The 19543-nt window shown below is 38.9% G+C and carries 18 protein-coding genes; 15 read left to right on the forward strand and 3 right to left on the reverse strand.

Annotated elements, in window-relative coordinates; translation table 11 throughout:
* Window positions 1-174: 174 nt before the first annotated feature.
* The 7 genes from PGW42_RS04960 to PGW42_RS04990 are packed head-to-tail and all read left to right on the forward strand — an operon-like array spanning window position 175 to window position 6563.
* Complete coding sequence (locus tag PGW42_RS04960; RefSeq protein ID WP_173700069.1) at window positions 175-1059, forward strand: PfkB family carbohydrate kinase; 885 nt, start codon at window positions 175-177, stop codon at window positions 1057-1059.
* 14 nt (window positions 1060-1073) lie between these two features.
* Entirely contained in the window at window positions 1074-2369 is a 1296-nt protein-coding gene (locus tag PGW42_RS04965) for an ABC transporter substrate-binding protein (RefSeq protein ID WP_270202865.1), read from the forward strand.
* A gap of 38 nt (window positions 2370-2407) precedes the next feature.
* Window positions 2408-3283: a carbohydrate ABC transporter permease gene (locus tag PGW42_RS04970; RefSeq protein ID WP_117823553.1), complete on the forward strand. Its 876-nt coding sequence runs from the start codon at window positions 2408-2410 to the stop codon at window positions 3281-3283.
* An 11-nt stretch (window positions 3284-3294) separates the two neighbouring features.
* Window positions 3295-4116 carry a carbohydrate ABC transporter permease gene (locus tag PGW42_RS04975; protein WP_117823555.1) on the forward strand — a complete coding sequence of 274 codons (822 nt, stop codon included), beginning with the start codon at window positions 3295-3297 and terminating at the stop codon, window positions 4114-4116.
* 5 nt (window positions 4117-4121) lie between these two features.
* A complete protein-coding gene (locus PGW42_RS04980) occupies window positions 4122-4955 on the forward strand; it encodes a sugar phosphate isomerase/epimerase family protein (RefSeq protein ID WP_270202864.1) in 834 nt (277 codons plus the stop codon).
* A 12-nt stretch (window positions 4956-4967) separates the two neighbouring features.
* The gene (locus PGW42_RS04985; RefSeq protein WP_117823557.1) at window positions 4968-5948 is read left to right on the forward strand and encodes a sugar isomerase; all 981 of its coding nucleotides are present in this window, start codon (window positions 4968-4970) and stop codon (window positions 5946-5948) included.
* A 9-nt stretch (window positions 5949-5957) separates the two neighbouring features.
* Window positions 5958-6563: a YesL family protein gene (locus PGW42_RS04990; protein ID WP_117823559.1), complete on the forward strand. Its 606-nt coding sequence runs from the start codon at window positions 5958-5960 to the stop codon at window positions 6561-6563.
* A gap of 81 nt (window positions 6564-6644) precedes the next feature.
* Here the strand turns inward: PGW42_RS04990 and PGW42_RS04995 are convergent, their stop codons facing one another.
* Window positions 6645-8825 (reverse strand): YhgE/Pip domain-containing protein, encoded by a 2181-nt coding sequence (locus PGW42_RS04995; RefSeq protein ID WP_270202863.1) that lies wholly within the window; start codon window positions 8823-8825, stop codon window positions 6645-6647.
* Window positions 8822-11362: a YhgE/Pip domain-containing protein gene (locus PGW42_RS05000; RefSeq protein WP_270202862.1), complete on the reverse strand. Its 2541-nt coding sequence runs from the start codon at window positions 11360-11362 to the stop codon at window positions 8822-8824. The genes PGW42_RS04995 and PGW42_RS05000 overlap by 4 nt, the downstream gene beginning before the upstream one ends.
* A 204-nt stretch (window positions 11363-11566) precedes the next feature.
* On the opposite strand from PGW42_RS05000, the gene PGW42_RS05005 reads away from it, so the two are divergent.
* Window positions 11567-12790, forward strand: a complete 1224-nt coding sequence (locus PGW42_RS05005) for a PucR family transcriptional regulator (RefSeq protein WP_270202861.1) — start codon at window positions 11567-11569, stop codon at window positions 12788-12790.
* A gap of 47 nt (window positions 12791-12837) precedes the next feature.
* Here PGW42_RS05005 and PGW42_RS05010 read toward each other — a convergent pair whose 3' ends face one another.
* Window positions 12838-13779 carry a DUF1177 domain-containing protein gene (locus PGW42_RS05010; protein ID WP_117823567.1) on the reverse strand — a complete coding sequence of 314 codons (942 nt, stop codon included), beginning with the start codon at window positions 13777-13779 and terminating at the stop codon, window positions 12838-12840.
* Window positions 13780-14045: 266 nt separating this feature from the next.
* On the opposite strand from PGW42_RS05010, the gene PGW42_RS05015 reads away from it, so the two are divergent.
* The 7 genes from PGW42_RS05015 (at window position 14046) to PGW42_RS05045 (ending at window position 19499) form a co-directional block, all read left to right on the forward strand.
* Window positions 14046-14891, forward strand: a complete 846-nt coding sequence (locus tag PGW42_RS05015; protein ID WP_044999066.1) for a DUF3100 domain-containing protein — start codon at window positions 14046-14048, stop codon at window positions 14889-14891.
* 1 nt (window position 14892) lies between these two features.
* Complete coding sequence (locus PGW42_RS05020; protein ID WP_117823568.1) at window positions 14893-15384, forward strand: hypothetical protein; 492 nt, start codon at window positions 14893-14895, stop codon at window positions 15382-15384.
* A 31-nt stretch (window positions 15385-15415) separates the two neighbouring features.
* Window positions 15416-16555, forward strand: coding sequence for a M20 family metallopeptidase (locus tag PGW42_RS05025; RefSeq protein ID WP_117557830.1), 1140 nt, complete (start codon window positions 15416-15418; stop codon window positions 16553-16555).
* 174 nt (window positions 16556-16729) lie between these two features.
* Window positions 16730-17143 carry a glycosyltransferase gene (locus PGW42_RS05030; RefSeq protein ID WP_270202860.1) on the forward strand — a complete coding sequence of 138 codons (414 nt, stop codon included), beginning with the start codon at window positions 16730-16732 and terminating at the stop codon, window positions 17141-17143.
* Window positions 17143-17892, forward strand: coding sequence for a glycosyltransferase (locus tag PGW42_RS05035; RefSeq protein ID WP_270202931.1), 750 nt, complete (start codon window positions 17143-17145; stop codon window positions 17890-17892). Before PGW42_RS05030 ends, PGW42_RS05035 begins: the two co-directional genes overlap by 1 nt.
* The gene (locus PGW42_RS05040; RefSeq protein WP_195250979.1) at window positions 17876-18481 is read left to right on the forward strand and encodes a TVP38/TMEM64 family protein; all 606 of its coding nucleotides are present in this window, start codon (window positions 17876-17878) and stop codon (window positions 18479-18481) included. Before PGW42_RS05035 ends, PGW42_RS05040 begins: the two co-directional genes overlap by 17 nt.
* A 19-nt stretch (window positions 18482-18500) precedes the next feature.
* Window positions 18501-19499 (forward strand): glycosyltransferase, encoded by a 999-nt coding sequence (locus PGW42_RS05045; protein WP_270235120.1) that lies wholly within the window; start codon window positions 18501-18503, stop codon window positions 19497-19499.
* Window positions 19500-19543 lie beyond the last annotated feature (44 nt).

Raw genomic sequence — 19543 nt, forward strand, 5'->3', positions numbered from 1 at the left:
AAAAAGGTATCTTCTTTTTTTACAAAAATATTTAAAGTTATTTGTACAAAATACCTAAAAATAATAAAAATCAGAAAATATATTGACAATAATTAACAACAATAGTATTCTTGTAGCAAGACGAGTTAATACAAGTTAAAAAAACAGGAACAAGATAATACGAGGAGGCACATGATGGAGAGCGTAAGTATCATAGGAATTGGCATAGCTACTATGGATATTTATTGTTATAAAAATAAGATGTATCCAGGCGGAAATGAATATAACATTGCATACAATGCAAAAAAACAAGGAGCAAAGGCTGCATTTATGGGAGTTTTTGCAAATGATAAGGTTGGAGAAATATTAGAGGAAACTTTGCAAAAAGAGCAGATAGATACCAGCCATTCACATCATGAAGAAGGATCCAGTGGATATGCGTTAGTAGATTTGAAAGATGGAGACAGAGTATTTATTGATTGGAATAAGAAAGGTGTAACGGATTTATATCCATTTGAATTTACAAAGGAAGAAATTGAATATATTAAAGAATTTGATATCGCATGTATCAGTTGGGGAGCCAGAGTTAATCATGAAAAGATAAAGAAACTGGCTAAGTATGGAGTTAAGATTTGTTATGATTTTTATGATAATTTTACTTTAGATGATATCCGTGAAATTGGATCTAATATAAAATATGCGTTTTTATCATGTGGACAGCTGTCTGAAGAAGAAACAAAAGAAACTTTAAAAGAAGTAATAAGCACCGGATGTGAGATAGCAGTAGGAACAAGAGGAGCAGATAAGACAATAGCTTATGATGGAAAAGAATTTTATATGCAACCGGTGAAAAAAGTAAAAGCAATAGATACGATGGGAGCAGGCGATTCCTATATTAGCGCATTTCTAATGAATTATTTACAGATGAAGGCTGACGAGTCGATGAAATCTGAAAATAATATAAAACAGGCACTTGAAAAAGCAGCAGAATATGCAGCAACGATAGTGGTAAAAGAGGGAGCTTTGGGAATCGGATACGACGTCAATCCGAAAAAGCTGTCAGAGATTATTAACATTTAAGGAGGTAATTGGTTATGAAAAGAAAAGCAATAGCAATGTTAATGGTTGCATCAATGACGGTAGCGTTATTTGCCGGTTGTGGTAGCAAATCAGATGAATCGGATAGTGGAAAAGTTAAATTAACTTTTCTTGATAAACATCCGGAAGACGAATATAAAGGATATTTTGAAGAAGCAATCGCAGATTTTGAAAAAGAAAATCCAGATATTGAAATTGAATATGAAAATATCAGTGATCAGGCAATGAAAGAAAAGTTGAGTGTTCTGGCAGCGGGGGGAGATCTTCCGGATATCTTCTTTTGTTGGGGCGGTGAATGCTTAAATCGATTTTCAAGATCAGGTAAAATTTTAGATCTTACCTCTTACATGGATGAAGACGCGGAATGGAAAGACAGTTTTCTTCCGGCATTTCTTAGCAGTAGTGTATATGAAGGAAAAAACTATGCTGTACCTTACAGGAGCTCTGTATTATATATGCTTTATAATAAGCAGGTATTTGCAGATAATAATTTAGATGTTCCTACTACATGGGATGAATTTATTGATGTATGCGATACTTTGAAAAATAAAGAGATTACACCAATTGCATTTGGTAATTCAGACAAATGGTATACCATGTGGTATGTTGGTCAGTTTAATGCAAATTTTGTAAATAAGGATGTTCGAACCGCGGATTATAACCCAAGTAGTGGTGCGTTTACCGATGAAGGATATGTAAAAGCTGTCCAGACATTTTTGGATTTGAATGATGCCGGATATCTTGGCAAAAATGTAAATTCAAAAGATTATTATCAGGTAAGAGAAGAATTTGCTGCAGGTAAGCAGGCGATGATCCTGGATGCGACAAGCCAGTTTTCATTCTATACGGGTGCAATGGGGGAAGACGGATATGGTTATTTTAAGATTCCGATTCCGGATGGCGCAACAGGAGATGAGGCGTCAACAATTGTAACAGGTGGATCAGAAAATTATGCAATTTCTGCTGAAACAAAACATCCGGATGAAGCAGTTAAATTCCTTAAATTTTTAACAAAGAAAGCACAGGCTGAAAAACAGACCAAAGAGACAGGACTTCCGAATGCAATTATTGGAGGTATTACAGAAGATAATTCAGATGCTGTAATTGCAGCGGCTTATAAAACATCAGAAGACTATAATGCGATTGCCGAATGGCTTGATCAGTGTGTTGATGGAAATGTTTCTAATACCTATATGGCAAGCTTACAGGAAGCTTTAGATGGAAAGTTGGCAGAAGATGTCATGGCAGATGTGCAAAAAGCAGCAAAAGAAGTTGCTGATGCAAATAAATAGAGGGGCATAATATTGCTCCTCTGAAAGGAAGATTAAATATGCGGAAAGATAACAAAAGAACAATTGCATTATATATGTTTCCTGCGATTTTAATGATTGTTGTACTTTTATATTTACCAATTTTTATCAATTTGTATGAAAGCTTCTTTAGTTGGGGAGCAATGAGTTCCAGTCATAAATTTGTAGGAATTGGCAATTATATAAAAATGTTCAAAGACGAAGTGTTTTATACAGCACTGAAAAATAATATGATTTTCATGATTATGTCAGTTATTTTTCAGATAGGTCTTTCTTTAATTATTGCCAATACGCTTGAATCCAAGTTTATGCGAAAAACACAGAACATTTTTCAGTCAATTTATTTCATTCCTTCATTGCTTATGGTGACGGTAGTGGGTATTGCATTTAAGATGATTTGCAGTCCATCTATCGGAATTATGAATCCTCTGTTAGAGCTGATCGGAATAAATACAGAAAATATTGATTTGCTTGGAAATGCAGGAAGTGCGACTTTTTCTATTGCCGCAATGTCACAATGGCAATATATAGGTTATACAGTAGTTCTTTTTGTGGTTGCAATTCAGAATATACCGGCTGATTTATATGAAGCAGCAGATATAGATGGCGCGAGTGCGTTAAAGAAGTTTTTCTATATTACACTTCCGGAGATTAAAGATACAATATTGATCAATATGATTATTACGATTACAGGATCTATCCGGGAATATGATGAAGTTTTTGTAACAACAAATGGTGGACCGGGATATGCCTCAGAAACTTTAGCGACTTATTTGTATAAAGTTGGATTTAGAAACGACCAGATGGGATACGCCTCTGCAATAGCATTCTTTATCTTTATTGTGACATTCGCAATCGGGTTATTGCAGATGAAAGGATATAAATTAGACGAATAGGAGGTGGGAAGATGAAAAAGAAAATCGTTCATATTATTACATATATTTTATTTATTTTGTTTGCGTTGATTATCATCTTTCCACTTATATGGATGGTAATTACAGGATTTAAAACAAATCAGGAATTATTTTTATCACCATTTTCACTGCCGGAGACATGGCATTGGGAAAACTATGTAAATGCGTGGAATAAAGGGATTGGAGTATATTTATCCAATAGCGTGATTATTACAGTAGCAGCAACTGCTTTATCAACATTTTTAAGTTGTCTTGCAGCATATCCTTTATCAAGATTAAAATTTAAAACAAAAAAGTTATGGGTTTATTTAATATTAGGAGGATTAATGCTGGCACCACAATCTTCATTAATCTCTTTGTTTAAGATGGTCAAAATTGCGGGATTGTATGATACGAGAATTAGTTTGATTTTGATTGATGCAGCATTTAGAATTCCATTTGCTACATTTTTGATTATGACATTTTATAAAAGTATTAGTTATAGCCTGGATGAATCTGCATATATAGATGGAGCAACTACATGGCAGATATTTGTAAAAATTATGTTGCCACTTAGTAAACCGATTATTGCTTCGTGTTCCATTGTAAGCTTCAGAGCAGTATGGAATGAATTGATGTTTGCTAATGTATTGTTACAGAGTACAGATAAAAAAACAGTACCGGTTGGTCTGATGAATTTTCAGGGAATGACAACAACAAACTGGACACTTGTGATTTCAAGCATGGTTATAGCATCACTTCCTCTGATTATCGCATTTCTGTTGCTTCAAAAGCAATTTGTAAGAGGATTGACGGCAGGTAGTGTGAAAGGATAAGAGTCATGAAAAATTTAAAGAGATCTCAAATTTTAACGTCGAACTATCCGTATTACAAATATTCCCTGAACTATGCATTGGATTCTTTACATAGGATGGGAGCGGAACAAATTGAATTTTATGCATGTTTTCCGCATTTTCATATGGATGATATTACATACAGAGATATTAAAAGTTTGAAGAAAAAACTGAAAGACTTCGGATTAAAAGCAATGTGTGTAACACCGGAACAATGTTTGTATCCTGTAAATATTGCAGCGTTTGATATTGCGGCAAGAAATCGAAGCATTAACGTCTTCAAAAAAGCAATTGAAACAGCAGCTGAACTGGAAGCAGATACAATCGTTACTTTATGCGGATATGGGACAATTGATGAGAAGGATGAAGATGTATGGAAACGTTCTGTTGATTCAATGAGAATACTTGGTGATATGGCAGAAGCATATAACATTGAAATGGTATTGGAAACTTCACCGCGCGAATATACAACAACTCATACTGCAAAAGAAGCAGTACGAATGATTGAGGAAATAGGGTCACCTGCGGTGAAAGGCATGATAGATACGGCAACTCTGGGGTTTTCAAAAGAAACAATGAAACAGGCAGTTCAAGATTTGGGAAAGTATCTAAGGCATGTGCATGTTGCGGATGGAATCCCTAATGGGCATTTGATTCTTGGAGAAGGAGAATTGGATATCAGGGGAATGTTGCATGAGTTGGATGAGGTAAATTACCAGGGAATGTTAAGTCTGGAAATCTTAAATGATAAGTATATGAGAACACCACATGAAGCAATGCAAATATCTTTTGAAATGTTAAAAAAATATATAGATCAATAGGAGGAAAAGAAAATGGAAATCAGAGAGCTTATTGAAAAAATTGTCAAAGAAATGGAAGAAAAAGGTGGTCTTAAAAATGTTGTATGGGTTGCGGCTGGCGGCTCAAATGATGGACATTATGCAGCGCAGTATTTTATGGACAGGGAATCTACAGCAGTACGTTCGCAGATGATCACAAGCAGTGAATTTGAATTTGCAGCACCGAAATGTATAGGAGAAAATACGATTGCAGTTATCACATCTATGAGGGGAACGAAGGAAACAATAGAGGCTGCAAAAGTCGCAAAAGAACTTGGAGCTGTTACAATCAGCCAATATGTTGATGAATCAGGGCTTACAGAAGTTTGCGATTATAATGTTCAGTATGGAAGTATCTGGGAAGACGATGAGGATCAGGGAAGAACGAATGCGGGAAATGCACTGCGAATTGCAATGGCAATTGTAGATGTTACAGAAGGATATAAAAATTATACAGATGCAATGGATGCTTTTGAAAAAATTCAGCCGGCTTATGTGAGAGCAAGAGAATATTGCAGACCGTTAGCAAAGAAATGGGCAGATCAGGTTAAAGATGAAAAAACAATTACAGTAATCGCAAGTGGACCAGCTTATGGTTCTGGTCATATTTTTTCAACTTGTAATATTCTCGAAATGTTACAGATTCAATCTCCAACATTTAACAGTTGTGATTTTTTCCATGGACCATTTGAAATTACAGATAAAAATGGAGCATTTTTCCTCCTTGTTGCAGATGGAAGAACCAGAAAAGCTGATGAGCGTGCAATTACATTTTTAAAGAAATATGCAGGTGAAAAAGTATATATTCTGGATGCAAAAGAGCTTGGTCTTGATAATCTAAAAGATTCAGTTTCAGAATATTTTAATCATCTTTTGTTTACACCTATTTTGAATAATGTTTATATGAAAGCATTGTCAGAAGCAACAGGAATAGATTACACAACTCGTCGATATATGTGGAAGGTAGAATATTAAACAAATAATATGACAGATAATAGAATCATTCGTATACTCACGACATTATGTGATTTCCTTATTTTGAATATTTTGTGGTTGGTATGTTCAGTACCTGTTATTACAGCAGGGGCATCCACAACCGCATTATATTCTGTAATGTTTAAAATTATAAAGAAGGAAGAAGGGTATATTATAAAAAGCTTTTTAAAAGCATTTCGTCAAAATTTTAAGCAAAGTACAATTATCTGGCTTCTGTTAATTGGGACAGGATATATTGTTGGATATGACTGGTATATAGCAGTAACATATATCAAGTTGAATCGACAGATAATAAATATTCTGGTAGCAGGAATCATCATATTTTTATTATGGGGATGGATATTTGTATTTCCGTTGATAGCTTGTTTTGAAAATACAATAAAGAATATGATAAAAAATGCTTTTTTAATACCAATATCACAACTGCCGTATGCAGTAATTATTATATTATTTGATATTGTGTGTATTGGAGGAACACTTTATAATTACAGAACTCTTTTTTATGGAAGTATATTCTGGAGTAGTATAGGCGGAAGCCTTCTGGTATATGTGAATTCTATTTTTATGAGTAAAATATTTGAACCATATAGGTAATAAAACTCTCTTATGAAAGATCGTTAAATCATTCATAAGAGAGTTTTTTAATGTAAATGTAAAAGACAAGTACTTCTATTTTTACATAATCTTCGTCTCTTCCAGCTTCTCTGAGAACGCCTCATTCACCTTAATGATCGGCTTCCTAAGCACCAGTCCCATGATCAGGAATACAACAAGGAAGATACAAAGCTTTCCAAGATCAATCCAGTAATCCATAGCATACAGTCCACCGACTGCTTCGCGCAGAGCTGCCATACTGTGGGTAAATGGAAACAGTGAATACACCGCTTTGAAGAATCTCGGTGCGACTTCGATCGGGAAAGTTCCGCCGGTTCCGGCTACCTGCATAACCAGAAGTACGACACTGACCGCTTTTCCGATATCTCCGAAGGAGACAGTCAGCGTGTAAATGATGTTGACATATACGATGCTGGATATCCATCCGGCAAGGAGGAAGAGGAACGGGTGCTTGCACTGGATGCCAAGGTAGAACAGATCACCGAGGCAGATAAGGGTACTCTGCAAAAGCCCGAGAATCAGGAAGATAAGGTATCTTCCAAGATAAATCTGATGGAGCTTCAGATGTTTAAGCCCGGTGGTGCCGTTTTCGGATACAGTGACCTTGAGCATGGCAACCAGGACAATTCCGCCGATCCAGATGGAAAGTGTAGAGTAGAATGGGGCCATGGAAGAACCGTAATTTTCAATCGGGTACACTTTGTTGGTTTTCAGCTCTACCGGTGCAGCGAGGAAGGAGCTGATGCTGTTCTTATCGCCGGAAATCAGGTCTTCCAGTTCGGAAAAGTCTCCGGTTGCCTCCATCTGGCTTAATCTGGAAGTTGTATCGGTAATCTTTTTGGATGCTGTCTCCAACAGATTAGAAGAGGTCTCCAGAGCCTTCTGGATTTGTGACAGATCAGAACCTGCGGAGGAGGCAAGGGTATAAATTCCATCTGCACTTGCACCAAGCTGGGAGAGCAGATCGGACAGATCATTTTTTGTAGAACCAAGGGAGCCAGACAGCTGTTTTAGAGAACCGGATACATTGGTTTCATAGTCAGATTTGACAGCAGTAATTCCTGAAATGCTGGAACTGATCAGATCATCCAGCTCTTTTTTGGAAGTCGTTACGCTGCCGGCTGTATCGCGAAGAGAAGATGCTGCGTTTGTGAGTTTATCACGAAGTTCTCCCTGAACAGCTATGGAGTCATCCAACTTTGCAAGGATTGGTGCGGTAAGATCAGACAGCTCCGGGTGTGCATCTGCAATCTGTGCAATGCTGTCACGGATTCCCTGGTAAGACTGTACGATCGCATTGACACGGTCGCTAAGAAGGTCAAGGGTGCTGGCAACAGAAGAAGCATCCTGTGACTGCGACTGGAATGCCTGATCGATCGTCTGTGACATCTGCTCGTAAAAGCTTTTGGTAGAGGTCAGCGCAGTATTGATTCCGTCTGTAGCTCCGTCCAGAGTCTCCTGAATCCCGGAGAAGGACTGCTGTGTACCGGAAAGAGTATCTGCATTTGCAGAAGCCTGTTCTTTCGTTACTTTTAAGAACCCGGCAGTTGTGTCCAGAAGCTGCTGCGCAGAATCGGTCATCTGTGAGAAGGAATGCAGAGTCGTCGAAGAAGCAGACAGATCAGAACCGATTTTATTCAGGTTTGTGATCAGTGTACCTGCAAGCTCATCCGAATCCCTGGAGTCTGCGGTATTTGCAACAGTCTGAAGTGCAGTCAGCACCGTGTCGGAAATGGTTTCGATAAATACTTCGTTGACCTGTGTCTGGACTGCGGTTGCTCCTTTGTCTGTTACCTTCGGTGCAATGGCATTTTCTTTTGCATTGGAGTAATAGGTAATTTCTGGTTTCTTAATATCACTGGAAAATACACTCATCAGGTTCGTACTGAAATCTTCCGGGATTACGATCGCTGCGTAATATTCTCCGGATTTTACACCCTTCATTGCTTTACTTTTGGGTGTAAATACCCAGTTGAGCTGTGTATTCTCCCGAAGAGCAGACAATACCTGATCGCCAAGATTCAGCTGGAGCGGGATCAGGTTTCCGATATAGCCTTCGTCTACGCTTGCCACGGCGACCTTCAGATTCCCGGTATTCCCATAGGGATCCCAGCTTGCCGCAATGTTGTACCATGCATAAAGGCAGGGAACCACTGTGACGCCAAGAACGACGATCAGAGCAATGACATTTGTTCTTATTTTCCGGATATCTCTTGTGAAGATGGTCCATATATTTCTCATTTGTCTTTTCCCTCCTTTACTTTTTTAAAAAATTCTTCCTCAGACAGATGGATATAGGAAAGCTGTCTGGAGGTCTTGTCGTGAATATATTCCACACAGATCAGATAGACGGCGAGTACGATCAGGGAAATGATCCACAGTGTCAGGTATATGATCTTGGATTCCAGACTGAACATCAGAAGAAGAAAGATCAGTGGAATTACAAGGATCAGGATAAAACCGGTACGGATCAGCTTTGGATACCGTTTTTCGAACCGGTTGGCACGTCGGATAAAATCAGCCCGTCCGTCTTCATCCTGCATCATGGTTTTCATCATCAGTGTAAGCTGTGGGCGGGAGAGCTCACCGGTTGCAGTCTCTCCCAGCATCAGATCTGTCTCGGCAAGACGTTTGTCGAACAGATGGTTCAGATTCATCAGAAGTGGTCTCAGTAGCAGTCCGATGAAGAATGCAAGGAGAAGGAAAAGCAGCAGGGTCAGCAGATTCTTTGCGTAGTTATTTTTGTAAAATCCGGCAATACACTCACGCATAGCGCCAATTCCGTAAGAGAACGGAAGAAGCGGATGCAGTCTCTGGAAAAAGACCGGTGTCATCTCGATCGGATAGGTTCCGGAAGAACCAGGGATCTGCAGGATGACCAGGACAACGGCAAGTGCTTTTCCGATGTGCTTGAAGGTCAGCGCCATTGCATAGATCAGATTGACATACACAAAGGAGCAGAGCATACCAGCGCACACAAATGCAACCGGGTGGACACACTGTACTTTCAGAAGCAGCAGATCGCCCATGCACACAATGAATCCCTGGATCAGTCCGACCACGACAAAGAGCATCCAACGTCCGAAATAAGCAGTTGTCGGAGTAAAACGGGAAATGGTTTCGTCTTTGTCTACTTCCTGTTTCAGGATGGATACCAGGATCAGTCCGCCAACCCAGAGTGCCAGATTAGTGTAAAACGGAGTCATTCCGGAACCGTAATTTTCCACATCATAAAGTATCTTTGAATTGATCGAAACCGGTGAGGACATAAAATCAGAAATGGAATCTGAGTCGATGCCTTCCAGTGAGATCAGATGCTGGTAGGTTTCGGAGCTCTGCAGAGCTTTTAGATCAGCGGTAATATTTTCCAGAGCAGTATCTACGCTTTCAAGAGTTCCTCCGGTCTGACCAAGTGCGTCTGCACTTTCGTTTAAACTGCTCTTTAACTGGGTAAGGATCACCTTTAACTGTGTGATCGTCGGATTTACCCCGGTTAAAGTAGAAGAAAGGCTTCCGCTCAATGTGGCAATCCCGTCAAGTGACTGGTTCAGCTGTGGCAGAAGCGACTGGTTCAGACTGTTTCGGTAATTCTGCAGAGACTGTCGGTTCTGGGCAGTGAGTGTCTCAAGAGAACTTCTGGTATTACTTGCTGTAGTCAGTGCATTTCCTATGCTGGAATTGCTGTTCCCAAGAGAATCAATGAGTTCCTGAAGAGAATCATTCTGTGCCTGGAGTTCTGCAATTTTTTCGCTGACGATACCGGACAGGGAAGAATCACTTCCGATCTGCTGCTGAAGGGCGGCAAGCTTTTCCAGAATTTCTGCATTTTTCTTATTTAAAGAGCTGGCAGAAGAAATACTGTCTCCGATCGCAGTGTTGACCTGTGTGGCTTTTGTCTCAAAAGTTCCGAGCTTTAAGGATGCGGAAGTATAGACATTATTTAAAAGTGTTTCGCCATCTGACAGGCTGGTAGAAAATTCTGTGGAAAAGGTTCCGATTGCTGTCCGGCTGGTGGCAAGCAGATCTGATGTATCTGCAAGGGCAGCAGAACCGGAAGAGGCAACAGCATTTACAGAGTCCAGTGTTTTCAGAGTGTCATCGATCAAAGAACCGGAATCTTTTACCGTAGCCTGGAAATCCTTCAGGGCGTTCTGATAGTCAGCAAGATTCTTACGGGTATCGGTAAGCGCCTGCATCAGCGTAGAATTTGTTCCGTCAAGCTTGCCGGTCAGTGTACCGGCCGATTTCTGCACGATCTTCGCAATGGAGTCAGCGGCAACGGACGAAAAGGTATCATTGATCTGCTGCTGGATCGTGCTTGCGCCGGTGGCGGTGATCTTCGGAGCGATCGCGTTTTTCTTTTCATTAATATAATAGTCGAGCTGTGGCTGTTTTAAATTCCCGGAAAGGATGCTGAGGAGAGACTCGCTGAAATCCTCCGGGATTACAATGGCAGCGTAGTATTTGCCGGAACGGACACCGCTTTTGGCTTTCTTTTCATCAACAAAGGTCCAGCCAAGCTGGTGATTTTTTTTCAGATTCTGTACGATGGTGGCTCCGGCATTCAAATCCATGGAGTCTGTATGACCGCCGGTGTCACAGTTGGCAATCGCCACTTTTACATTTTTTGTATTGCCGTAGGGATCCATGTTGGCGGCAATGTTGAACCATGCATAGAGAGAAGGGAGAATGCAGACGCCCACCATGACGAGAGCAGCAGCAGGGCTACGTAAGAGTCTCTTTAAATCTCTCTGAAATATTTGAAGCACTTTCTTCATGTGAACCTCCTGTGTAATGTCGTTAATAGTGCCAGTATTGAGAATAGTATAGCAAAAAGTGTGGAAAAAATCCATGAGAAAAAATGACGTTCGGTCAGAAATACAATCTGGATAAAGTTAAGCGTAAGATGATATTTGAAAAAACAGTGTTTTATGATATTCTATATTTATCTATAATACAAATAAAAAGGGATGGAATAGAAAGTGTCAATAAAAGTAAAAGAGGTATTAGAGCTGGCACAGTCGAAAGGATGTACATTAGCAGCCGGAGAAGGTGGAATTGATAGGATTGTTCGCTTTGTGGATTGTATGGAAATACCAGATATGAAAGCATGGATGCGCCCAAATGTTTTGTATATTACAACTGGATATGCATATAGTGACACAAAAGAAGAAATAATGAATCTGATAAGAAATTTGTATGAAGCAAAGGCAGCTGCGCTCGCGACAAAATATAGATATATTGGTTGTTTTTTGGATGATGCGATCAAATTGGCTAATGAATTACAGTTCCCAATCATTTTGTGGCCGGAAGATTTGCCTTTCATAGAAATGAATTATCTTGTGATGGAGGCATTGATAAAATCACAGAACAATTTGATGGATAGCATTTATTCTCGAATTGAAAAATATAACCGTCGGGAAATGGATAAAAGATTGTTTATTGATCTTTTGACAGGAAATATCACATGTAATGAAGAAGGAAACTATCGGATCGAAGAACAAAAATGGCCATCACCTCCGTACCAGATCGTTTATATTGAAATTGATGGAATTAAACAAAAATTACATGAACTACAGGAAGAGATTGTTCATGAAAAAATTGAGAAAATCGAAAATATGATAAAAGAATCTTTTGGCGAGGAAAAAGTAATTGTTTTGTCGAATAATGATAATTTTCAATGCATATTAAAACGGACAAAAGAGAAAACTATAACGAAAGAGTATTTCGAGAAGATTCAGAAAAATATTTCGGAAAAGACAGGATATACTGCAGCGATAGGTGTTTCGAGAGTAGAAAATTCCTACCAACGTTTCGGAAAGGCTTATCAGGATGCAAGGGATGCAGTAGAAATTGCAGTGTGCCAGGAATTCAATTCAAAAGTACTTTGTATAGAAGATGCAGGCTTTTGGAGAATCATGAAAGAAATCAGTAAGCATGAGCTGTGTCAGGAGTTTATGGAGGACAAGTTGAATGCATTTATTGAATATGATCAAAAAAATGAAAGTGAACTTTTAGAAACGCTGGAAGTTCTCGTGAATAATTTAGGGGCAAGAAATATAACAGCAAATGCACTTCATTTGCATCGAAATACTTTGATATACAGAATTAAAAAAATTGAAAATCAGACAGGATATGATTTGTCAGATCCGAATAGTATTCTTGAGATAGCGCTTGCGCTTCGAATAAAGAAATTTTTGAAATAAAAGATGCCTTTTCGGGGCATCTTTTATTTCAAAACAGTATGTATCTATTACGAGAAAGGATTCAGTTTTTGGAAATGATTCATTGAACCGTATAAACTTTGTAATTTTTCGAATTCTTCTTCGTCGTATAATTTAAGAGAACGACTGCCAAAGGATTTGGCAACTTCTAACATAAAGCGTGCAGCTTCATCAAGATCAGTCATATGACTGGCTCCGGTTGCACAACCGGGAACAGTTGTTTCTGTTGTGATGGCAATCCCGACTACAGGTGCATTAGTAGCAGTTGCCGGTTGCAGAATACTGTTTAGATGATGAAGATCATTGCCATAAGGAGTGATATCCTGCTGTGTTAATGGAAATACTTTTGGAAGTTTTCCCGTAGTAATCTGCATTAAATCAAGAAGGTCTTCGGAAGTACGAAGGATGTAGCCTTCTTTTACTGTAGGTGAGATTGCAAATCCATTGTGATTGATCACGCGATTTCCTTTAGTAGTATCTACAGAGAGAACTGCGTCAAGTTCCGGTGTGAGCTCTTCTGCATTTACCTGTGCCATTTCTACAGGTGATCCCATAAATGGAACCGGAACATGTGGCGCGGTCGGTGCATCCGGACAAATATGTGTAGAAATGAATACGTCACCTTCTAAAAAATCCCCTTTATTCTGCATATCTAATAATTTGGCAGCAAGAGCAATTGCAACGAGGGCACCATCACCGTCAGATACATACCCGATTCGCTCAGGACGAGCACCAAGTCCTCCTAATCTCCCAAGAAGTCCAATTGTCGGAGCATCGCCTCCGGAAGTCTTTCCGTGAAGACCCGGGATGCGAATTTTTAACATATCTGTAGAACCTTTTGGTCCAACTAAAGGATAAACCTGAATATCCGCATCTTGTTTTATGGATTTTAAATAAGATGCGACAGAGTTGCCGTTTACGTTCTTACTGTCTATAATGTCGAAAGCTTCTATTAATTGTTTGAATAACATCTTAAATCCTCTCTTTCTAACTAAAATAGTTTTTTAATTGACAAGCAAAGTTTAGCATTACTAAATAGGAAAGTCGATATTGTGCGTGCCTAAAAAGAAAGAAAATAGTTGGGCGAAATGCACATGCTATATTTTTGAAAGAATAATAAATGTGCAAAGTGCATAAAAAACAGGGACATTATGGTGCATGGAGAGTGTCGACACTTTAAGAAGTCAATGTTATACTGTAGTCAAATAAGAATTCGGAAGAAACGGAGGAAGGAAATGTGAAAGAAAGAACAGGGACTGTAAATTGCATGATCGCAACTATTATTATTTGCATTATTGCGGAGCTGATTGGTCCACTTCAATTTAAGGTGATGGGGATTGACGTGAAGATATTGACGATGATTTGGGTTATCATCATGGGAATTCTTTTATCTCCAACATTATTAGGAAAAGTGATTCCCCCACTGAAGAAATTTATTAGTAACGCAGAAATTAAACGGGCACCGTTTTTGTTGTCTCTTACATTATATCCGCTTGGAATTATGTTTGGTATCAATGCAGGTCCAAAGGTTGGAATTGTTTTACAGGCAGGTCCTGCTTTACTGTTTCAGGAAGCGGGAAATATGATGACGATGCTGATTGCATTACCACTTGGCTTACTCCTTGGATTAGGAAGAAGTGCTGTGGGTGGAACGTTCTCTCTTTGCAGAGATACGGCACTTGGTATTATCGGAGATAAATATGGTCTGGAATCCAGAGAAGGAATGGGAACACTTGGAACTTATATTAGCGGAAGTGTATTTGGTACTCTCTTCTATTCTTTCCTGGCACCGATCGGGTTAGCAATCGGATTTCATCCTTATGCACTTGCGATGGCATCAGGTATGGGAAGTGCATCTATGATGAATGCGGCTACTGCAGCGTTGACAAATGCAGCGGCACCTATGTATGCAGAACAAATTCTTGCATATTCTGCAACCAGTGGACTTTTAACTGCAGTAACAGGTGTGTATGTGGAAATGTTTTTGGCATTGCCATTAGCGAACTGGTATTATAATCGTGTTAATCCAGGTATTGAAAAATTAAGGGCTAAATTATTTAAAAAAGCATCTGAGGAGGCATAAGATGGAAAATACAAAACAAACTCCACAAGAAAAATCGACATTAAGTAATATTTTAGAACAAATTAAAATAGTATTGGTGATTTATGGAATTGTCATAATTATACATATGGTTTCTATTGGAAGCAAACTTCCGGATTTGGCAAAGTCGACAGTGGTAAGCTTTGTAATGGTAGTGATTGCGATTACCTTGAAAAATGTTGTGAAAAAACCTAATCTTCCAGGATTTGCGTGGGCTACACTGGTATCCTTTGTTTTGACATTGCCGATATCTCCGATTGCAGATTTTATCGTAAATGCAATGAGTGCATATAGTTTTGGACTTGTAGGACTTCCGCTACTTGCTTTTGCTGGAATTGCTGTAGGAGACCAGCTTGAGGTTTTCAAAAAACTCAGCTGGAAAATTGTAATTGTATCCTTTGTGGTTATGGCATCTACTTATTTTGGATCAGCAGCAATTTCAAATATTATCTTATCTTTAAAAGGAATGATCTAAAACCATACAGATAAAATGAGAGGTGAAGAATATGGATAATTTAGAATTAATGAAACAGGAAATCAGTAATCTTGCAAAAGAGAAAAAGGAAGAATTTGAAAAAGTAAGTGATTATATTTTTGCAAACCCTGAACTGGCATTTAAAGAATATAAATCACAGGAAGCACTTTGCAAACTGTTGGAAAGCCATGGCTTTGTTGTTAAACGAGGAATTGCAGAAATGCCGACGTCTTTTGAAGCAGTTTTTGATTCTGGAAAACCAGGGAAAACAGTAGCACTTATGGGAGAATATGATTGTCTTCCAGAAATCGGACATGGTTGTGGACATAATCTGATCGGAACATCAGCAGCCGGTGCAGGAATTGTATTAAAGGAAGTTATGGAAAAGCATGAGATAGGTGGCGTGTTAAAAGTATTAGGTACTCCGGCCGAAGAAAAGGGCAGTGGCAAAGCGATTATGGTTCGCCATGGAGTATTTGAAGGAATTGATGCTGCACTTCTGATGCATCCGTGTGATGAATCTATGCCAGATGATATTTCTTTTGCAGCAATTACATTGGAATTCACCTTCAAAGGAAAACCGGCTCATGCGGCAGCTTGCCCATGGAAGGGAGCAAATGCACTAAGTGGAGTTCAGTTAATGTTCCATGCGGTTGATATGATGCGTTTACATTTTAAAGATTACAGCAGAGTACACGGAATTATTACTGAAGGCGGAGTAGCTCATAATACTATAACAGATGAAGCGAAAGCAGTATTTAATATTCGTTCACTGGAATATGATTATATGATGGAAATGGTTGATGCTATTCGTGATTGTGCGAAAGGAGCGGCAATTGCAACCAGGACAGAAGTTGAAGAAAGACAGTTGGATGAAGTTATCAAAGATGTGCGTAATGATAAGAAACTGGTTCAGTATGTTCGTAAGAACATGGACTTTATTGGTGAAGAGTATATAGAGCGTGACCTGACTCAGGGAATCGGTTCGACTGATGTTGGAAATGTAACCCATGAAATACCGGCAATTCAGTTTTATGTGAAATTGAAAGAGCATGTAGGAACACATACAAAAGAGTTTGCAGTAGCAGCAGGCGGAGAAGAAGGAAAAAGAAATCTGCATGCTTCTGTTCAGCTCTTGGCAATGAGTGCATTGGATGTATTAAGTGAGTAAATAGAAAGTGTATCATTTTTTAGAGAGTTCTAAAAAGTGATACACTTTTTTTGAAATATTGTCTTGACTGAATATTTCGCATTTGTTTAAAAATTCTTTAGAAATGTCTTTTCCATATCTTAACAATCTCCTGTTAAACTATGCTCATAAAAAGATAACGGGAGGAACTAATAAATGAGAGTATTGATTACAACAGACTGGTACGAACCGGTTATAAACGGTGTTGTTACTTCAGTTATGAATCTTTCCAGACAGCTAAGAGAAAGAGGACATGAAGTAAAAATTCTTACATTATCAAGAACATTTCATTCTTATATAGAAGGCGATGTGGTTTATGCAGGATCAATTGGACTTGGATGCATTTATCCGCAGGCAAGATTAAAAATTCCAAAGGCAGCAGGTGACTATATGGAAATGTTGCTTGAGTGGAAACCGGATATTGTGCATTCACAGTGTGAATTTTCCACATTTTTCTTAGCGAAAAGGATCGCATCTGAACTTCATGTTCCGATTGTACATACGTACCATACAGTTTACGAGGACTATACCCATTATTTTTCACCGCAGAAAGTAATATTGTGCAGTTGATGACAAAGAAACTTGCAAATGCGGTAGAAACCCTAATTGCACCCAGTGATAAGATCCGTAAGATATTGGAAGGATACCAGGTGTCTTGTCCGGTGGAAGTTATTCCATCTGGAATCCATCTGGAAAAATATCAGCTATGTAAAAAAGAAGACTGGCGTAAAAAAATCCGTATGCAGCTTGGTATATCACAGGATGCACTGGTGTTGGTATATGTAGGCAGAATGGCAAAGGAAAAAAACATTGAAGAGCTTCTGGAATATCAGCAAGATGCAGCAAAATCCGGGGTGATTTTAGTCCTTGTAGGGGATGGACCATATCTTCCGGAGCTGAAAAAAAAGGTCGGAGAGCTAAAGCTTGCTAAAAATGTGATTTTTACGGGAATGATCATACCGGAAGAAATGGGACGCTATTATCAGGCAGGAGATCTCTTTGTCAGTGCTTCTACCAGCGAGACACAGGGAATGACTTATGCAGAAGCGCTTGCAGGTGGTATTCCGCTCCTTTGCAGAAGAGACGGATGTCTGGAACAAGTTGTGACAGATGGGGAAAATGGATGGCAGTATGATAAAAAAGAAGATTATCTTATGAGAATCCAAGAATGGAAGGGGATGGGTGAAAATGCAAGAGGTAGGATGCAAAACAAGGCTGCTATTTCAGCAGAAAAATTTTCTTCCGGAAATTTTGCCGAAAGAGTGGAAAAAATCTATGAACAGCAAATACGAAAATACCGATATGAAAATGCAGCCTAAGAAACAGAGAAATCTGACTAGATTTTTCAATCTGCTTTCGATAGCCGGACTGGCCGGATGTGCGCTTCTTGCAATCTGGGCATATAAAAACGGCATTTTAAATTCGGTAGATTCTTTGCAGACATTTATCTGGAAATTCGGTTATACTGGAATGCTCGTTTTTATTCTGATCCAGGTTGTGCAGGTTATTATTCCAATCCTACCGGGTGGAGTCAGTTGCCTGGGTGGTGTGATCTTTTTTGGGCCGTGGCTAGGATTTCTTTATAATTATATTGGTATCTGTATAGGATCAATTGCAGTGTTTGGAATTTCAAAGACAATAGGAAGGCCGGTTTTATACAAAATGTTTTCTGAAAAAATGATAGAGAAATATGATGGATGGACCCAGAAGGACGGTAAGTTTTTGAAATTATTTGCGCTGGCAATCTTTTTCCCGGTGGCACCGGATGATTTCTTGTGCTATCTTGCGGGAACTACAAAAATGACGTGGAAACAGTTTACAGCAGTTATTGTACTTGGAAAACCATTTTCTATTGCACTTTACAGTCTGGGGCTTACGACAGCATTTAAGATGTTATTTTCATTATAAAAGGAATAGGGTAAAGATTATGAAAACATATATATACAGAGGTGGGTTTCCGATTGTAGAAAAAAGTGGTGTCGGAAAAGCAATCGAGCATCAGGAGAAAATGCTGAATGCAGTAGAGGCACCGCGTGCAGCCAGGTGGAAAGAAGCAACCGTGGTTCATATGAATACAGTTTTTCCAGATTCGGTGATTGCGGCCTTTATAGCAAAAATGCAGAAGAAAAAAGTGATTTATTATGGGCATTCTACAATGGAAGATTTTAAAAATTCCTTTATTGGTTCTAATCTTGCAGCGCCGATTTTTAAAAAATGGATCTGCTTTTGTTATAATTTGGGGGATGTTGTTGTGACGCCAACCGAGTATTCCAGAAAATTGTTGGAAGGGTATGGATTGAAACGAAAAATTTATTCGATTACTAATGGTGTGGATACAGAATTTTTCAAACCTGATCCAGAGGGGAGAATACGCTTCCGCGCAAAATATCAGCTAACGGAAGAGCAGAAGGTTGTGATATCTGTGGGACATTTGATTGGAAGAAAAGGAATTCTGGATTTTCTTGAACTGGCCAGAATGATGCCGAAAGTACAGTTTATCTGGTTTGGAGGCGGTAATGAAAACCTGGTGACAGCAGAAATCAAAGAGGCGATATCAAAGAAACCGGATAATGTATTGTTTGCAGGATTCGTAAAGTCTGATGAACTGCGTGATGCATATTGTGGGGCAGACGTATTTTCGTTTATGAGTTATGAGGAAACGGAAGGAATCGTTGTTTTAGAAGCTCTTGCCTGTGAAATTCCGACAATAGTAAGAAACATTCCTGTGTATGAAGGATGGCTTGAAGATGAAAAACAGGTATATAAAGCAGAGACAATAAAAGAGTTTCAGGAAAAGATAACTGCGATTTTCAGTCGGGATGTTCGTTTGATGAAAAAGGAAGAACGGAAAATTGCTTGTAATAAAAGTCTTGGAAAAGTTGGAGAACGATTGCTTAGGCTATATTCTGAAATAGCCTGCAAATAAAAAGTCAAGGCTAAATTGAAGAACATTGAAAATTTTATACAGGT

This window comes from Coprococcus sp. TM115-187, assembly GCF_027679115.1.
In the GTDB taxonomy this organism is placed as follows: Bacteria; Bacillota; Clostridia; order Lachnospirales; family Lachnospiraceae; genus Allocoprococcus; species Allocoprococcus comes.